The organism is Amycolatopsis marina, assembly GCF_900111885.1.
Lineage (GTDB): Bacteria > Actinomycetota > Actinomycetes > Mycobacteriales > Pseudonocardiaceae > Amycolatopsis > Amycolatopsis marina.
The window spans coordinates 118,317-135,046 of the sequence record NZ_FOKG01000019.1 but is presented as its reverse complement, the minus strand read 5'-3'; the positions used below and the strand labels follow the sequence as shown (position 1 = coordinate 135,046).

The 16,730-nt window shown below is 64.9% G+C and carries 15 protein-coding genes; 12 read left to right on the top strand and 3 right to left on the bottom strand.

Annotated features, from left to right (window positions below; genetic code table 11):
* Positions 1-239: helix-turn-helix domain-containing protein (locus tag BM199_RS26245; protein ID WP_177242794.1), on the bottom strand; the 239-nt coding region annotated here is incomplete at its 3' end.
* 302 nt (positions 240-541) lie between these two features.
* Here BM199_RS26245 and BM199_RS26240 point away from each other — a divergent pair.
* The 9 genes from BM199_RS26240 (at position 542) to BM199_RS26200 (ending at position 10,693) form a co-directional block, all read left to right on the top strand.
* A complete protein-coding gene (locus BM199_RS26240) occupies positions 542-1,933 on the top strand; it encodes a TRAP transporter large permease (RefSeq protein WP_177242793.1) in 1,392 nt (463 codons plus the stop codon).
* A gap of 124 nt (positions 1,934-2,057) precedes the next feature.
* Complete coding sequence (dctP, locus tag BM199_RS26235; RefSeq protein WP_091676794.1) at positions 2,058-3,293, top strand: TRAP transporter substrate-binding protein DctP; 1,236 nt, start codon at positions 2,058-2,060, stop codon at positions 3,291-3,293.
* 50 nt (positions 3,294-3,343) lie between these two features.
* Positions 3,344-4,150, top strand: coding sequence for an SDR family oxidoreductase (locus BM199_RS26230; protein WP_425425594.1), 807 nt, complete (start codon positions 3,344-3,346; stop codon positions 4,148-4,150).
* 45 nt (positions 4,151-4,195) lie between these two features.
* Entirely contained in the window at positions 4,196-5,791 is a 1,596-nt protein-coding gene (locus BM199_RS26225; protein ID WP_091676791.1) for an AMP-binding protein, read from the top strand.
* Positions 5,792-5,858: 67 nt separating this feature from the next.
* Positions 5,859-7,097, top strand: coding sequence for an acyl-CoA dehydrogenase family protein (locus BM199_RS26220; protein ID WP_091676789.1), 1,239 nt, complete (start codon positions 5,859-5,861; stop codon positions 7,095-7,097).
* A gap of 38 nt (positions 7,098-7,135) precedes the next feature.
* A complete protein-coding gene (locus BM199_RS26215; protein WP_091676786.1) occupies positions 7,136-7,822 on the top strand; it encodes a TetR/AcrR family transcriptional regulator in 687 nt (228 codons plus the stop codon).
* A gap of 64 nt (positions 7,823-7,886) precedes the next feature.
* Positions 7,887-8,948, top strand: a complete 1,062-nt coding sequence (locus BM199_RS26210) for a phosphotransferase family protein (protein WP_342741739.1) — start codon at positions 7,887-7,889, stop codon at positions 8,946-8,948.
* A 33-nt stretch (positions 8,949-8,981) separates the two neighbouring features.
* Positions 8,982-9,764, top strand: coding sequence for a VOC family protein (locus BM199_RS26205; protein ID WP_091676783.1), 783 nt, complete (start codon positions 8,982-8,984; stop codon positions 9,762-9,764).
* Positions 9,765-9,805: 41 nt separating this feature from the next.
* On the top strand, positions 9,806-10,693 hold the full coding sequence (locus BM199_RS26200) for an SMP-30/gluconolactonase/LRE family protein (protein WP_091676781.1): 888 nt from the start codon (positions 9,806-9,808) through the stop codon (positions 10,691-10,693).
* A 22-nt stretch (positions 10,694-10,715) separates the two neighbouring features.
* On the opposite strand, the gene BM199_RS26195 is transcribed toward BM199_RS26200, so the two are convergent.
* Positions 10,716-11,876: a hypothetical protein gene (locus tag BM199_RS26195; protein ID WP_245788712.1), complete on the bottom strand. Its 1,161-nt coding sequence runs from the start codon at positions 11,874-11,876 to the stop codon at positions 10,716-10,718.
* Positions 11,877-12,229: 353 nt separating this feature from the next.
* Complete coding sequence (locus tag BM199_RS26190) at positions 12,230-12,862, bottom strand: TetR/AcrR family transcriptional regulator (RefSeq protein ID WP_091676778.1); 633 nt, start codon at positions 12,860-12,862, stop codon at positions 12,230-12,232.
* 210 nt (positions 12,863-13,072) lie between these two features.
* Between BM199_RS26190 and BM199_RS26185 the strand changes: the two genes are divergently transcribed.
* From BM199_RS26185 to BM199_RS26175, 3 genes are all read left to right on the top strand, one after another.
* The gene (locus tag BM199_RS26185; protein ID WP_091676776.1) at positions 13,073-13,876 is read left to right on the top strand and encodes an SDR family NAD(P)-dependent oxidoreductase; all 804 of its coding nucleotides are present in this window, start codon (positions 13,073-13,075) and stop codon (positions 13,874-13,876) included.
* A 36-nt stretch (positions 13,877-13,912) separates the two neighbouring features.
* Positions 13,913-15,034: a DUF5938 domain-containing protein gene (locus tag BM199_RS26180; protein ID WP_091676774.1), complete on the top strand. Its 1,122-nt coding sequence runs from the start codon at positions 13,913-13,915 to the stop codon at positions 15,032-15,034.
* 81 nt (positions 15,035-15,115) lie between these two features.
* The gene (locus tag BM199_RS26175; RefSeq protein ID WP_091676772.1) at positions 15,116-16,693 is read left to right on the top strand and encodes an AMP-binding protein; all 1,578 of its coding nucleotides are present in this window, start codon (positions 15,116-15,118) and stop codon (positions 16,691-16,693) included.
* Positions 16,694-16,730: the final 37 nt, after the last annotated feature.

Here is a 16,730-nt window from a genome sequence, read left to right as displayed (position 1 = left end):
GGCCGCAACGTCGCGGCCACGATTTCCCGGTGATCAACCACCCGGGGCCGGCCCGAGCGCACCTCGTCGTCCAGCCCCTCGATACCCCCGCTCTGATAGCGCTCCCGCCAGCCGATCACCGTCGGACGCGACACCCCCACCCGCTCGGCAATCGCAGTGTTCGACACACCCTCCGAGGCCAGCAACACGATCCGCGCCCGCTGCGCCAACCCCGCCCGTACCGACGAACTCCTGGTCAACGACACCAACCGTTCACGATCACCGGCACGAAGGACAAGTGCAGCAGCACGATTCGCCATGCCGCATTCTGACACTCAACCAACCGTCAAACAACTAACGACACGCGACACTAGCGCCCCGGCGTCCTGGCGACCATAGGCGAGTGAGGTGCACGTTGACGCAGGATCCTGTTGTACCCGGGCCCGTCCGCGGCCGGCCGGCAGCCGACGGTGACGAGAATGGCGCGCCGTCACGTGCTTCCGGTCGGCTCTGGCTGATCAGAATGATGTTCTACGGCGGAATGTTGGCCATTGTTCTGCTCATGTTCCAGGATTTGAACCGAGAAATGATCGGCGTGCTCGGCCTGGCGCTCATTCTGCTCCTGATGCTGATGAAGGTTCCCGTAGCTGTCGCCATGTTCGTGGGCGGGGCGCTGGGGATCTGGCTGCTGGGTGGCGAGCGTGTCGTCGTGTCGACGTTGCGCACCGTGCCATTCCACAGTGTGTCCGGCTGGTCTCTGAGCGTCGTTCCGATGTTCATCTTCATGGGCCTGATGTTGTGGCGTGCGGGAGCGTCCGAACGTCTCTACGAGGCATCTCGGCACTGGCTCGGGTGGATTCCGGGAGGGCTTGCCGTCGGAACCAACGTCGCCGGTGCGGGACTCGCCTCGGTCAGTGGTTCGACCCTGGGCGTGACCTATGCGCTGGGGCGAATCGGAATACCGGAGATGCTTCGCGCCGGTTATGACCGGCGATTCGCGGTCGCGTCGGTGTTGATGGCGGGTACCGGCGGACAGCTGATCCCGCCCAGCATCCTGCTGGTGATCTATGCCGGCATCGCGTCCGTGCCCGTGGGGTCGCAGTTGCTCGCCGGTTTCCTTCCCGGAGTGGTGCTCACCGTGGTCTACGGCGCGGTTCTGGTCACCCTCGCCGTCACCGTTCGCGGAATGACCGGACGAGCCGGCAGTGACGCCGACGGGAGTGCCGATCCCAGATCCAGGAAGGACGGCGACTCCGGATGGCACGACCGTTGGCGCACGCTGCGGAACATCTGGCCATTGCCGGTGCTGGCGGGCGGCACGCTCGCCGGGCTGTATGCCGGAGTCTTCACCGCGACCGAAGCGGGTGCCTTCGGTGCGGCGGGGGCCTTGCTCACCACGTGCTGGTACCGCAAGGGGCGGGCGATTCCCGCGTCGATCAAGCTCGCGGTCGTCGACACCGTCAAGGCCTCGGGTGCCATTTTTCTGCTGATCATCGGCGCCGCGGTCCTGAGCCGGTTTCTGACGTTGAGCGGGCTCGCGTCGTGGATGGTCACGGCTGTCAGCGATCTTGATCTGAGCCGGGTCCAGTTCTTGCTCGTGCTACTGGTGATCTATCTGGTTCTGGGCATGTTCGTCGACCCATTGACCATGATGCTGATCACCGTGCCCATCGTGATCCCGATTCTCGGGAGCCTGGACATCGGGCTGATCTGGTTCGGGGTGTTCGTCGTGCTGCTCGGCGAGCTGGCCGTGGTCACTCCACCCGTCGGCGTCCTGACCTTCGTCGTCCACAAGTTGGCGCAGGAACCCGAGGTCAACCTGGGGCACCGGATCACGCTGTCGGATGTGTTCGTCGCTGTCCTGTGGTTCCTGCCCGCGTCGCTTGCCGTGCTTGTGCTCCTGATCCTCGTGCCCGAGATCGCGGAGTACATCCCGGCCTTGGCCGAGCGGTAGCCACCCACCGGGGCGCGCCCGGCAGCACTCTCCCGTTTGGAGCTTGACGGGAGGAGTTGGAAAGCTAAACTTGAATCTGACGCCAGATTCAAATCCGGTCCTACATCTCTGAAGAGGAGTTCGGATGTTGGGTGAATCGAGGTACCGGCGCTCGCTGCCGGTGTTGACGACGGCCGTTCTGCTGCTCGCAGTCGCGGCCTGCGGTACGGACACGGACGGTGCGGACGCCGGTGGCGAGCTGGCGACGATGTCCCCGGTCACGCTGCGCGTGCAGTCCGCCCACGGTCCCGACGCGGCCGCGAGCCGCGCGTTCGATGCCTGGAAGGAAGCGGTCGAGGAGGCCTCCGAGGGCAAACTTCAGTTCGAGATGTTCTACGGGGGTGCGCTGGCGCCGCTGACCGAAACCGAAGAAGGTCTGGCAGCGGGCCTCGTCGACATCGCGTCGCATGCGCCGATCTACAACCCCGCCCAGTTTCCGGCCGAGAACGTCATCCAGCAGATGAACTCGGTCATCGCGCCACAGCCGCTGGCCGGCACGCTGCAGGCATTGGGCGCGCAGACCGAGCTCGCACTCGAGGAGGTGTATCCACCGCAGTTCGAGGAGCAGGGCCTGCACCCGCTGTTGGTCCCCGCCACGGTGATACCCGCCTATCACCTGGTGTGCACCGATGATCCCGTTCGGACATTGGACGAGGCGGAAGGCACTCGGGTGCGTGTTCCCAGTGAGCATCTCGGGAGCGAGGCCGAGGCGCTGGGTATGACTCCGACCGCGACGACGATCGCCGAACTCTACGAGGCCATGGAACGCGGTGTCGTGGACTGCGCGCTCGCCGCGCCCTCCGACATCCGGGACCTGGGCCTGATCGATGTGGTCGACCACTGGATTCTCGACCCCGAGGTGATGTGGAGCGGCGTCTCCTCGTTCCACGTCTCCATCTCCAAGACCACGTGGGACGGGCTGCCTGTCGCGGCACAGCGCATCCTGTGGGACACCGCGGGGGAGGTTTTTCTGCGGACCATGACGGAAGCTGCCCTCGCCGACACCGCCGAGGCGATAACTCAGGCACAGCAGGGTGGGGTGCGGTTCCACCGGTGGAACGAGGACATCCGCGGGGCGCTGCGCGGGCATCAGCAGACCGTGGCCGGCTCCGCGACAGCCGAGATGGACCGGGGCGAGGAGTTCGGGGCCCGGTTCGCCGCATTGCATGACGAGTGGCTGAACGCGCTTCCGGAGCTCGGCTACGAACCATCCCTGGACGCCTCGTTCGAGGAGTTCGCGAGTGGCTTCACCGACTCCGGATTCGATCTCGGCCCGTTCGTCAGCCGAGTTGTCGAGGTGCGCTCAGCGCACCGACCATGAGCGCAGGACACGTCCGTGCCCGGAGCTGACAGATGACTGGAGTGAACCCGATGGACAGCGCAGGCCGCATACCGAACCCCACTGACATGCTCCGGCTGGATGGCAAGGTAGCTCTGGTCACTGGCGCGTCACGAGGGATAGGAAAGGCGACTGCCGCGCTTCTGGCGCGCGCGGGCGCTCGCGTCGCCCTTGTGTCCCGAAGCCAGGAACGACTCGACACCGCCATCGCGGACATCGCGACGGACACCGGCGGAGATCTGCGCTGTTACGTGGCGAACGCCGGTGACCAGGAACAGGTCTTGGCCACTGTCAACGCTGTCAAGGCCGACTTCGGCCGTATCGACATCCTGGTGAACAACGCGGCGACGAATCCCTACTTCGGGCCGCTTGTCGGCCTCGACGTCGCGCGGGCGATGAAGACCACACAGGTCAATGTCGTCGGTCCGCTGATCTGGACGCAGTCGGTCTGGGATCAATGGATGTGCCAGCACGGGGGAGCCGTCGTCAATGTGGCCTCCCTCGGTGCGTACATCGTGGAACAAGGCGCGGGTTACTACGCGTCGACCAAGGCCGCACTGGTGAATCTGACCCGACAGTTCGCGGCCGAACTGGGGCCGGGTGTGCGGGTCAATGCGATAGCTCCGGGACTGGTCAAGACCGAAATGGCGCGAGTTCTGTGGGAGACCAAAGGGGACGATGTGGCCGCCGCGTTGCCACTGGCCCGGCTCGGTGAGCCCGAGGACATCGCGGCTGCCGTGCTCTTCCTCGTCAGCGGGGCATCGTCGTGGATGACTGGAGAAACACTCGTGGTGGACGGTGGCGCCCTGTCGATGCCGTTGAGTGGTATGGACCGTTAGCTGACAATCAACCCGATTCCGACCTGCTAGCGAGGAAATGACGTCATGGACTGGATCCAATCCTCCGATCTGCTGCCGTACGTGTTGCGACGCCGTTCGACAGAAAGCCCCGATACGGTGTATCTGCGCCATGTGGACGGCGGCTCGATGACTTATCGGCAGTCCTATGAAGCGAGCCTGTTGTGGGCCGACGCCCTACGACGCTTGGGTGTCGCGCCGGGCGAGAACGTCGTCAGTATGCTGCCGAACGGCTTTGACACCTATCACGCGTGGCTGGGTATGGCTTGGCTGGGTGCGGTCGAGGTCAGCCTGAACACCGCCTATCAGGGGCGGTTGCTGCGCTACACGATCAGCAAGTCGCGGGCTCGCGTGATGATCGTGTCGGAACGGTATGTCGCACGACTGGCGGAGATAGCTGACGAACTCGACTCCCTGGAGACTGTTGTCGTGCTCGGCGAGCCGACCGAAGTCCCCGCCCTCCGGCAGCGGGTGATCAGTGAGCGGGAGTTCTTCGATGATGCTGCCCCGGTCGCGCCGCCGCCGTCCCACGAGCCCCGACCGTGGGACGTTTCCTGCATCATCTGGACATCGGGGACTACGGGGCCGTCCAAGGGAGTCATGGTTCCCTGGGCCGAGTGGTACCGCTTCTGTGAGGTCATTACGAGCGTCACTGGTGGTGACGACAGTATCTACCATTTCATGCCGCCGTTTCATGTCGGCGGAAAGATCATCCTTTACGCGGCGCTTCTTGAAGGTAGCGTCATCGTCATGCGTGAGACCTTCAGTAGCAGCAACTTCTGGAGCGATGTCAGGAAGCACGAAGTAACCCATACGATTCTTCAAGGGCCTATGGTTCGGATGCTGATGAGTGCACCCGAATCGGACTCCGACCGGGACAACAGTTTGAGAACCATGGGGTGCGCGCCACTTCCGGTCGATCTCTTCGAGTTCATGGAGCGTTTCGGAATGCGCGGGGCGAACACCTACTACGGAATGACCGAGATCGGTCTGCCCTTCGCCTCACCCGGGTTCGATCTGACCGGCACCGAGAGTTGCGGCAAGCTGCGCGACGGGTACGAGGTGCGGATCGTCGACGAGCACGACTACCCCGTCGAGCAGGGAGACGTCGGTGAGTTGGTCGTCCGGGCGGACCATCCGTGGACCATGAACGCCGGGTACTTCGGCATGGCCGAAGAGACCGCTCATTCGTGGCGAAATGGCTGGTTTCACACCGGTGACGGCTTCCGTGTCGACGAGGACGGCAACTTCTACTTCGTGGACCGGTTGAAGGATGCCATTCGCCGGAGGGGAGAGAACATCTCGAGTTTCGAGGTCGAGGGTTACGTCAACGAACACCCGGAGGTCGTGGAATCGGCCGCCGTCGCCATTCGGTCCGAGCTGGGCGAGGATGACGTCAAGGTTTTCGTTGCGCTGGCCGAAGGTAGCGCCCTTGGCTACGCGGAACTCGCCGACTGGCTTGCCGCCCGGATGCCACGATTCATGATCCCCCGCTACATCGAGTTCGTCGACGGACTGCCGAAGACCGACGCGACTCTTCGGACCAAGAAGGCGGATCTGCGGGCTCGTGGCTTGAATGAAAACACATGGGACGGTCAGGGCGGAAACGGCAACACACGTTAGCAACGCTCTGCTGGTCCGCATTGGCTCGCAAGGGGGGTTGTTCCCCCGAAGGTATGAAGGGAAACATATGCAGTTCGGAAACTCGGCTCGTTCTCTGGAGCTGCAGGAACGTGTGCAGGATTTCATGGTGAGCCGGGTGTACCCCGCGGAGCGCCTCTATCATGAACAGATCCTTGCTTCGGGCGACCCGCATCATCAGCCAGCCGTGATGGAGGACCTCAAATCCGAGGCCCGGGAACAAGGTTTGTGGAACCTTTTTCATCCGAGCGTGGAATGGGGCGGAGGGCTGACGAACGTCGAGTACGCTCCGCTGGCCGAGATCATGGGCAGGAGTCTGATCGCTCCTGAGGTTTTCAACTGCTCGGCTCCGGACACCGGAAACATGGAAGTGCTGACCTTGTTCGGGTCTGCTGAGCAGCAGGACAAGTGGCTGAAGCCGTTGCTCTCCGGTGAGATCCGCTCGGCCTTCTGTATGACCGAGCCCGATGTCGCCAGTTCGGACCCCACGAACATCGAGTTCCGTATCGAACGAGACGGGGGCGACTATGTGCTGAACGGTGTCAAGTGGTGGGCGACGAACCTCTACCATCCGAACTGCCGGGTCCTGCTCGTCTTCGGAAGGAGCGGTGTGGACGGGCCGCGGCATCAGCGGCACAGCGTGGTCCTCGTTCCGGTCGACACGCCTGGAGTCACCGTCCGCAGGGCGCTCCCGGTCATGGGATTCCAGCATCAGGAAGGGCACGCCGAGGTGGCGTTCGACGACGTGCGGGTGCCGGCGGCGAACCTGGTCGGTGTGGAGGGTCGCGGCTTCGAGATGGGGCAGGCGCGCCTCGGCCCAGGGCGGATTCATCACTGCATGCGAGCGGTTGGTATGGCCGAGCGTGCGCTCGAACTCCTGTGTTCCAGGGCGAGATCTCGCTCGACCTTCGGACGGAGCATCGCCGACAACGCCAACGTCCAGGACTGGATAGCCGAGTCGAGGATCGGTATCGAGATGACTAGGCTCCTGGTCATGAAGGCGGCATGGCTCATGGACACGGTCGGCAACAGCAAGGCCAGGACCGAGATCGCCGCCATCAAGGTGGCGGCGCCACACGTGGCACTTCGCGTCATAGACCGGGCCATCCAGGTGCACGGGGCAGCTGGGCTGGGCGATGACGTGCCGCTGGCCTCCATGTGGGCCTTCCAGCGCGCCCTCCGTATCGCCGACGGTCCGGACGAGGTGCACAAACGCTCCATCGCGCTCAGGGAGTTGCGGGACAGCGAAACCCTGGTCGCCGGTGCGGCGGAAGTGGCCGCCAGTTGACCGCAGGCAGTTCGAACGATCATCGAAGAGGGCCCACCATGTCGAACGGCGAGATCGCACACCGAGACGGCCAGTCTGTCGAGGCGAAGTCATCGGACTGGTCCGACGTGGCACGCGCGGGAGCGAAACCTCTCCCGCAGACGCAGCGTGGCAGGAACACGAGGGCCAAGCTGCTGGAGGCCGCGCGTCGAGTGTTCGAACGAGATGGCTTCCTGGATGTCAAGATCACCGACATCACCTCGGAGGCCGGTGTGGCGGCGGGCTCCTTCTATACGTACTTCGAGAGCAAGGAAGAAACCTTCAGGGCGCTGCTCGACATGATGCGTGAGGAGCAACTGCATCAGGACATCGGGAACTCACCGCTGAGTGATGACCCTGTCGAATCAATTCGGCGGACAACGCGTTCGTACTTCGACTCATATCAGAAGAACGCCGGACTGATGCGAATATTCGAGCAGATGTCGGCTATGGACGGCGTTTTTCGGGAAGCTCGCCTCGAGCGTGCTTACGTGTTCATGGAACGAAATGCCCGCAGTATCCGCAAGTTGCAGGAGCAGGGGCGGGCCGATGCGAGCGTCAATGCCGAGATGTCCAGTCTCGCACTCAGCTCGATGGTGTCCCGGGTTGCGCAGCTGGTGTTCAATTTCGGGTATCCGGCGGACGATATCGAGCAGCTGACCGAAACAGTCGTACAAATCTGGGTGAAATCCTTGGGTATCGAGTAGATCCCTTTTAGCTCTTGGTTTTCGCTGCGCCATTCGTGGCGGGAATGCCTCATGGCAGGGAGTCATGATCATGGCCGAAGTGAGTCAGTTCGATGATATAGCGGTCGATTCTGTCGAGCACATCGAGCGATGGATGGACCGCGCAGGCCTCGGGTCGGGGCCGCTCGAAGATATGACGACGATTGGCGGGGGCACTCAGAACATACTTCTCAGATTCAGTAGGAGTGGCCGGGGATACGTTCTCCGACGTCCGCCTGCGCACAAGCGCCGCAACAGTGACGAGACCATGCTGAGAGAGGCGAAAGTTCTCGCGGCGCTTGCCGGCTCCGACGTTCCGCATCCTGATTTGATCGCGGTGTGCGGTGACCTGGAAGTCATCGGTTCAGCCTTCTATCTGATGGAACCGATCGACGGGTTCAATCCGTCGGTGGAGATACCAGACCGCTATCTCGCGGACGCCTCGACACAGCGTCTGCTCGGCTTCGCGGTGCTCGACGGACTGCTGGCCCTGGGCCGTGTGCGGCCTGCCGAGGTCGGTCTTGCCGACCTCGGCCGTCCCGATGGCTGGCTCGAGCGGCAGGTCTCCCGATGGCAGCGGCAACTGGCCGGGTACTCCGAGTCGGCTGCCTACTCCCCGGACATCCTCCCGTGGGTCACCGAGGTAGGTCGCTGGCTGGCCGAACGCGGCCCGCGGCAACACCGGATGGGGCTCATCCATGGTGACTTCCACTTCGCGAACGTACTCATGGACAGGGACAGGCCGGAACTGGCGGCCATCGTGGACTGGGAACTCACCACGCAAGGGGACCCATTGCTCGATTTCGGGCACCTGCTCGCCACCTGGCCCCAGCCGGAGAACGCGGCCGCAGTACTTCCCGCCGTGGCCCTGCCTGTCCTGCCCAGCGATCAGGACCTGATCGAGGTCTACCTGCGACGAAGTGGCCGAGTGTACGAGGACATCGTCTGGTTCCGCGTACTCGCGTGTTTTCGGCTGGCGATCATCCTCGAAGGTACATACGTAAGAGGTCTTGCCGGTCAGACAAGCCGGAAGACGGGGATGGAAGCGCACCAGCGCGCCGGTGCGTTGCTTGATCAGGCGATGAATCTGCTGGGTAAACGCGCGTAGTTTCCGTTGTCGAACAGAGGTAGAGGTGATTCCATGCGTCTGCGTCAGGTTGCTCTGATCGCGCATGATCTGAGTTCGGTCGTGGATGATGTCCGGTCGGTGCTGGGGGTGGAGGTCTGTCTCACCATCGCTGACGAGATCCAGATGTGGGGCGAGGAGATGGTCGACGAGTTCGGGATCTCGAACGCCGTCTTTGTCGTGGGTGACACGTTTCTCGAGGTGATATCACCGCGCAGGGACGGTACACCCGCGGCCAGATACCTGGAACTCAGAGGCGGCGACAGCGGCTACATGGTGCTGGTCCAGACGGATGACCTCGACCGGGGCCGTGCCAGGGCCGAAAGCGCCGGATACCGGATGGTCTGGCAGTCCCCGCTGAAGGATGTACGTGGAGTCCACTTCGACCCGCGGGACATCGGTGGCTCGCTGTTGTCCTTGGAGCAGCCGGAGGATGCCACCGAATGGCCCTGGGCGGGGTACAACTGGCGAGCAGCGGCCCGCACGGACGTGACAACAGAGATCGTCGGCGTCGAGGTCCAGGCGCGGGACCCGTCGGCCGCCGCTGCTCACTGGGCGGGGCTGCTCGAAAGCGTCGTCAGTGCAAACGGGGACGGGTGCCCCGAGGTCGTTCTCGACCGTGGTCGCGTTCGCTTTCGGCAAGGAGATCCGGCACGTGCCGAAGGCGTGTGTGGCGTCGAAGTTCGGTGTGTCGAACCGGCGGAGGTGTTGCGCAGGGCCCGAGATCGCGGCCTTCCAGTGACCGAGGACCGCGTGACCATCTGTGGTGTCGCATTTCGAATCATGGGAACCGGGTAACGCCCGATTCAGTTATTGGTATCCGCACGAAAGGAATTCTTATGGAAACAGCGACATCGGTTCTCGGAGAAGGTTATGCGTTCACGGAATGTCCACGCTGGCACGAGGGCCGGCTGTGGTTCGTGGACATGCACGGCCAGCAGGTCGTTGCGCTCGACGAGGAGGGTATGGCCGAGGTGATCACCTCGGTTCCGGGGCGCGTCGGCGGCATCGGCTGGCTGCCGGACGGGCGGTTGCTCGTCGTGCAGCAGGATGCCAGCAAGATTCTCCGGCTCGATCCAGGCGGACTGGTGGAGCACGCGGATCTTTCCGGCACCGTGTCCACCATGCTCAACGACATGTGGGTGGATGCGTCCGGCAGGGCGTGGGTCGGTGAGATGGGATTCGACCCGCATACCTTTCTCGCCGACCCCGAGGTCGTCACGGAGCTGACAGGCGAGCGAGTGGACGCGCCACTCGATGTACCGGCGACGAGTCGTGTCTTCATGGTGGAGCCGGACGGAACATGGCGGACGGCCGCCACGGATCTGATCTTCACCAACGGCATCGTGCTGGACGACAGGACCCGCACGTTGTTCGTCGCCGAGACGTTCGGAGCCCGTCTGACGATTTTCGACGTCGAAGCGGACGGATCGCTGGCCAGTCGACGAGAGCTGCCCCTGGGATTCGCACCAGACGGTATGAGTATCGACGGCGAGGGTCGGCTCTGGATCGCCGATCCCATGCACATGTGCGCCCGGCTCATCGACCTGAACGGCACCGAGGTGGACCGGGTCACCACCGACCAGTTGTGCCTGGCCTGTGCTGTCGGCGGGAGCACCGGGCGGACGCTCTTCCTGTGCACGGCCCCGACCACGGAAGAAGATCAGAGTCTGCAACTGCGCGCGGCCCGGATTGATTCGGTGGCTCTTGCCGGGCGGTCCTCTTGAGCGTCAGCAGGCTGGCGCCTCGTCAGATCGCGTACGCCCAGCCCGTCAGTGCGTAGGCGCTGTACCAGGACCCGAGGGCGACCGCGGCCGCCACCGCCGCGATCATCGTGGATCGTCTGCGGCCGGCGAGTTCGAGGGCGAGCGGGATGAGGAGCACGAACATCGCCGGCAACAGGAACCGTGGCTTGGCGAAGGGCAGGCCGGCGGTTCCGGCGATCAGCAGAACGACCGCCGCTCCGTAGACGATCAGCGGCCAGGGCAGGTGCAGGCGGATCGCGGCCACCGTCAGCGCGACCGCGCCGAACAGCACCAGGACGGAGCCGACATCCATCACCGAGTCGCCGGTCGCCAGTGTGCGCAGCACGAAGTCGGCGGTCTCCTGTCCCCAGTCCCAGCGGGTGTTCCAGCCGCGCCACTCGATGTCCTGCCAACCGGTCAGGCTGGCAGTGCGTTCCGCGACGTAGGCCCAGAATCCCAGTAGGCCGAGCGGGGCGAGGGCGGCGGCGACGAGTGCGCGAGTACGGTCCTGGCCGCGCCACGCCGCGACGAGTGCGGCCAGGACCACCGCGACGATCAGCGCGGTCGCGGTAGATCGGACGAGCCCCGCGATCAGACAGAGTCCGCCCGCGGGGATCCACTGTCGTTCGAGCACGAACACCAGGCTCCACACCGCGCAGGCTGTGAACAGCGCCTCGGTGTACGCCATGGACAGGGTGACCGCCATCGGCGCTCCCGCATACAGCGCCACCAGCACCAGGCCGACGCGCGGCCGTGGATCGATCAGCCGCGCGAGCCGCACCAGACCGCAGGCCGCGATCGCGCCCGCGACGGTACTGACCAGCAGCGCCGCGATCTCCAAGCTGATGCCCGGCAGCGTGCCGACTCCCGACACGATGGCCGGGTAAAGCGGAAAGAACGCCAGCGTCGCGTCGGGAAACGCATGCCCTTCCGCGTCCAGCACCGGCTCTGGGAAGCCGTCGTAGCCGAATCGGGCGAGCTGGAGATACCACTGGCCGTCCCAGGAGGTGAGCCGCTCCAGGAGGTCCTTCTCGTGCCAGGCCGCGGCCAGTGCGAGAGCTGCGACACCGACGAGACGCACCAGCAGGTAGACGCCGATCGCGCGTGGGTACCCGCTGCCGAGCACTGCTCGCAGCCGTGTCGGTTCGGTCGTGCTGACAGTCACCGGCAGTTGCTATCCAGGGGGCGGCCAGGCGAGTTCGTCGTCGCGACGCCGGCACTCACGGTCGGTAGTGCCGACGTCGCTTCCTGCATTGCATTCTCCCCTTCACGGCGGCAGGGTTCTCCTGCCTGTCCCACCTTCGGCGAGCCGCGTTGCTCGCCTTCGAAGTTATCACCAGTCACCATCCGGACAGCGGAACGGGGAAGGGGACCGACGGGTCACTGGAGCATGCGCTTCAGGAACCCGGCGTTGGTTGTGACCGCCTCGGACACATACGGCGCCCCCTGTGGGCCGGTGACCACTCCGGACACTGGACGTCGGCCTGCGCAGCGGCGAGAAGGCACTTTTTGGTGCCCTCAGGGGGCGATGAACCGCTCCAGGAGCTGTTCCACGTTCGCCCGCAGGTCGGCGGCAGCGTCCGGGTCCCCGATCACGTGCTTGAACAGTGCCCGTTGAAAGATCCCGTCGAAGATCGCGTAGGCGGTCGCGGGGGACACCGCACAGGTGGTCTCGGCCAGTTCGGCGTACCGGCTGACGACGTTCCAGATCATCCGTTCGAGATTCTGGTCGATCTCCTCGACATCCTCGCGGAACGACTCTTCGAACAGGCTCTGGTTCCGCAGGTCGTACCACAACTTGTGCAGCGGACCCTCGTGCAACAGCGTGTCCGCCATCGCGGCACCGAAGCCGAGCCGAAGTTCCTCCGCGGACCCGGCCGTTTCGACGATCTCGTCGTACCGGGTCGCGCACTCCGCCTTGTACTGACGCACCGAGTAAGTGATCAGGTCGACCTTGTCGCGAAAGTAGTAGTGCAGGACGCCGTGGGAGAACTCGGAGTTCTGGGCGATCTCACGCAGGCTCGTGCGGGCGTAGCCGAGGTCGGACAGTGTCTGCAGGGTGGACGCGGCCAGCTGCGCCCGCCGGTCGGCGAACTTGTCGACCTGCCTGCGCGCGATCCTGTCCTGGCTCCTGCCGGCTACCTGGGTCACGTCCCGTCGGCCTTTCCGCTCGCACCGTGCGAGCCCGTCCGAAGAGTCTATCCCGCCGGCCGGCTCCGTGGCGCCACCAATCTTGACAGTCGTCCAAAAAAGTCTTGACGATCGTCAAGATATCGAGCACGCTGTGGCACACGCCACAAGGCGACGGGGTCGACGGAGTGATCGGTGCCCCGGTCAGTCATCTCGAGGAGGAGATGTTCGATGAACGTTCATGATCTGACCGGGCGCACGGCGCTGGTGACCGGAGGCGCGTCAGGACTGGGCGCGGGTATGGCCCAGGCACTCGCCGCCGCCGGTGCGGCCGTCGCCGTCGCTGATGTGCAGGCCGACGCAGGCAAGGCGACCGCGGACGAGATCACCGAGTCGGGCGGAACCGCCAGGTTCGTGTCGCTGGATGTCGTCGACGACGCGGCCTGGGAATCGGCGATCAGCCAGACGGTCAGTGAACTCGGCGGTCTGGACATCGTGGTGAACAACGCCGGGGTGGAGATCTCCGGGCTCATCGTCGACCTGGATCCGGACGACGTACGCCGGATGCTGGAGGTGAACGTCCTGGGTACGGCACTGGGGCTGAAGCACGCGTTCCGGGCCATGCGTCCGAACGGAGAGGCGGGCAACGGTGGAGCGGTGGTCAACATCTCCTCGGTCGCCGCGACGATCGCCTTTCCGGCGATCAGTGGCTACTCCGCGACGAAGTCGGCGGTCGAACGCCTGACCAAGGTCGCGGCAGCGGAGTCCGGCAAGCTCGGCTACGGCGTCCGCGTCAACTGCGTCTATCCCGGACTCGTGCCCACCCAGATGGGGATGCGGCTCGCGCAGGACGTGGCGGACATCGGTTTGTGGCCCAGCCCGGAGGCGGCCGTCGGAGACGTCATCGGGCTGACTCCGCTCGGCAGGCTCGGCGAGGTCGCCGACATGGCCGACGCGGTCGTCTTCCTCGCCTCGGACGCTGCTCGCTTCGTCACCGGCGCCGGTCTTCCGGTCGACGGCGGAATGGGCATGTGAACCACACCTCCGGCAACACCTCTCGAAAGGTTTCCCATGAGCAGCAGTAAGCCCGTCGTCGTCTACGGGGCCTCCGGCTACACCGGCAGGCTCGTGTGCGAGTACCTCCGCGAGCTCAACGTCCCGTTCATCGCGGCAGGCAGGGACAAGGCCCGGATTCACGAGGTTCTGAGCAGGATTCCCGGCATCGACACCGTCGATCACGAAGTGGTCGAGGTCGAGCATGCGGTCGGGCCGCTGACCGAACTCTTCAGTGGTGCCAAGGTGGTCAGCAACATGGTGGGCCCCTTCATCAAGTACGGGCCCGAGGTCGTCCAGGCGAGTCTCGCCGCGGGCTGTCACTATCTCGACACCACCGGCGAACAGGACTGGGTCCTCGACGCGCAGAGCCGATGGAGCACCGCGTTCGCCGACCGCGGGCTGCTGCTTTCGCCCGGCATCGCACAGATGTACACGACCGGCGAGATCGCGGCCAACATCTGCCTGGAGACGCCGGGGCTGGACACACTTGACATCGCGGTGCTCTGGAAGGGATTCCCGACCTACGCCTCTACCCAGACGATCTTCACCATCCTCAAGGCGGACTGGTTCTACCTCGAGCAGAACGAGTACCGGAAGTGGGACCCTTCGACCGCCAGAGAGCTGTGCATTCCCGGTGCTCACGAACTCGCGCTCGCGGTGCCGTGGGGCGGAACGAGTCATCCGGTGTGGTTCAAGGACGATCCGCGGGTGGCCAACGTGAAGGTCCTGGGCGGTGTTCACGATCGGGCGGTGATGCAAGGCGTGCTCGACACGGTGGCGATGTTCGAGGAGAAGATCCGGCCCCTTCCCCCGGAGCAGCAGGAAGCGGCCCTTGCCGAGATCGCGGGTTCGGTACAGGCGGGTATGCCGCCCCGGGAGAATCCGCGGATCAACACCTCGCTGGACTCCGTGCACGCGTCGGGTCCCCTCGGCCGCGCGCACTGTGTGATTCACGGCAACAGCAACTACAAGCAGACCGGTCTGCTGCAGGCACACGCCGCGTACTCGCTGATCCAGCAGGCGCCGAAACGAGCCGGCCTCGCCTCCGCGTGCCAGGCATTCGGCCACCGCGAGTTGCTGGGCGTGCTGCGGAGCTTCGGCCTCGTGCTCGACCCGGTGCTCACCGTCCACAACTGACCGTCCGACGGCACTCGCACAGCCGTGTGCTGTGCGAGTGCCATCCGCCCCCGTCAGTACTCCAGCCCAGAGGAGCTTCCGGTGCGCCTGACCGACTATCTCGACAAGGGCGCCTCACTGGGCGCGGCCGCCCCGTGCCTGACGACCGAGGGAAACTCCCTGTCCTACGGCGAGGTGCAGGAACTCTCCTGGAAGGTCGCCCGAGCGCTGGAGCGATCCGGTGTGCGGGCGGGGGAGAAGGTCGCGATCCTGTCCGGGAACGACCCGACGGCCTTCTCCTGCGTCTTCGGCATCGCTCGTGCGGGCGCCGTCTGGTGTCCGGTCAATCCGCGCAACGAGGCGGGGGAGAACCGGGACCTGCTCGACCTTTTCGACTGCACGTGCCTGATCTTCCAAGGAGCCTTCGCCGCGCTGGTCACACAGATCATGCCGTGGTTGCCGAAGTTGAACACCCTCGTCTGCCTCGACGACCAGGTGCCGGGAGCGGCCTCCTTCGACCACTGGCTGGCCGGTGTCCCCGAAACGCGGTGTGAGCGCGCACCGGTGGACGATATCGCGATGATCGTCGGGACCGGGGGCACCACAGGCAAGCCCAAGGGAGTGATGCTCACCGGGCACAACCTCGAGACGATGTCCGCGCTGACCCTGATGAGCTATCCGTTCCCGGATCGTCCGGTGTACCTGGCGATCGCTCCACTCACCCACGCGGCGGGCGTGCTCTGCTTTCCGATCATGGCCCTCGGCGGGGAGATCGTGATCATGCCGAGCCCGCGGCTCGACACCTTCCTCACGCTGATCGAGCGACACCGGGTGACGCACACCTTCCTGCCTCCGACGCTGATCTACCTGCTCCTCGGGCACGACGGCCTCGACTCGGCGGATCTCGATTCCCTGCTGTGCTTCTGGTATGGAGCGGCACCGATGTCGGCCACTCGTCTGGAGGAGGCCATCGAGCGGATCGGGCCGGTGTTCGCCCAGCTGTTCGGTCAGACTGAGGCGCCGATGATGATCTCCACCATGGCACCGGCGGACCACTTCCTCGCCGACGGTTCCCTCGCTCGGTCGCGGCTCACGTCGGCCGGGCGGCCCACTCCGCTGGTCACCGTCGCGATCATGAACGAGCAGGGCAGGCTGCTGCCTGCCGGGAAACGCGGCGAGATCGTCGTACGGGGCCCACTGGTCATGGCCGGCTACTACAAGGACACCGAAGCATCCGAGGACGCGGCGCGGCACGGCTGGCACCACACCGGCGACATCGGCTACCTCGACGAGGACAACTATCTCTTCATCGTCGACCGAGCCAAGGACATGATCATCACCGGCGGGTTCAACGTTTACTCGGCAGAGATCGAGCAGGCGCTGATGGCCCATCCCGCCGTGCAGGACTGTGCGGTCATCGGGTTGCCCGACGACAAGTGGGGTGAACGGGTGACCGCCGTCGTGCAGCTGTACCCGGAGAGCCCGGCTACGGGCGGGGAGATCCGCCGCTTCGTGCGGGACCGGGTCGGTGGTGTCAAGGCTCCCAAGCAGGTCGAGTTCTGGTCTGACCTGCCGCGGTCGAAAGTGGGCAAGGTGCTCAAGAACGACGTGCGGACAACGCTTCTCGGCTCAGGTCTGTCCGCGCAGGATCGCCCGCTGCATGACGATGAAGACCAGTAGCAGCAAGCGCTTTGATCCCGCCGTGCGGCCTTCTCTG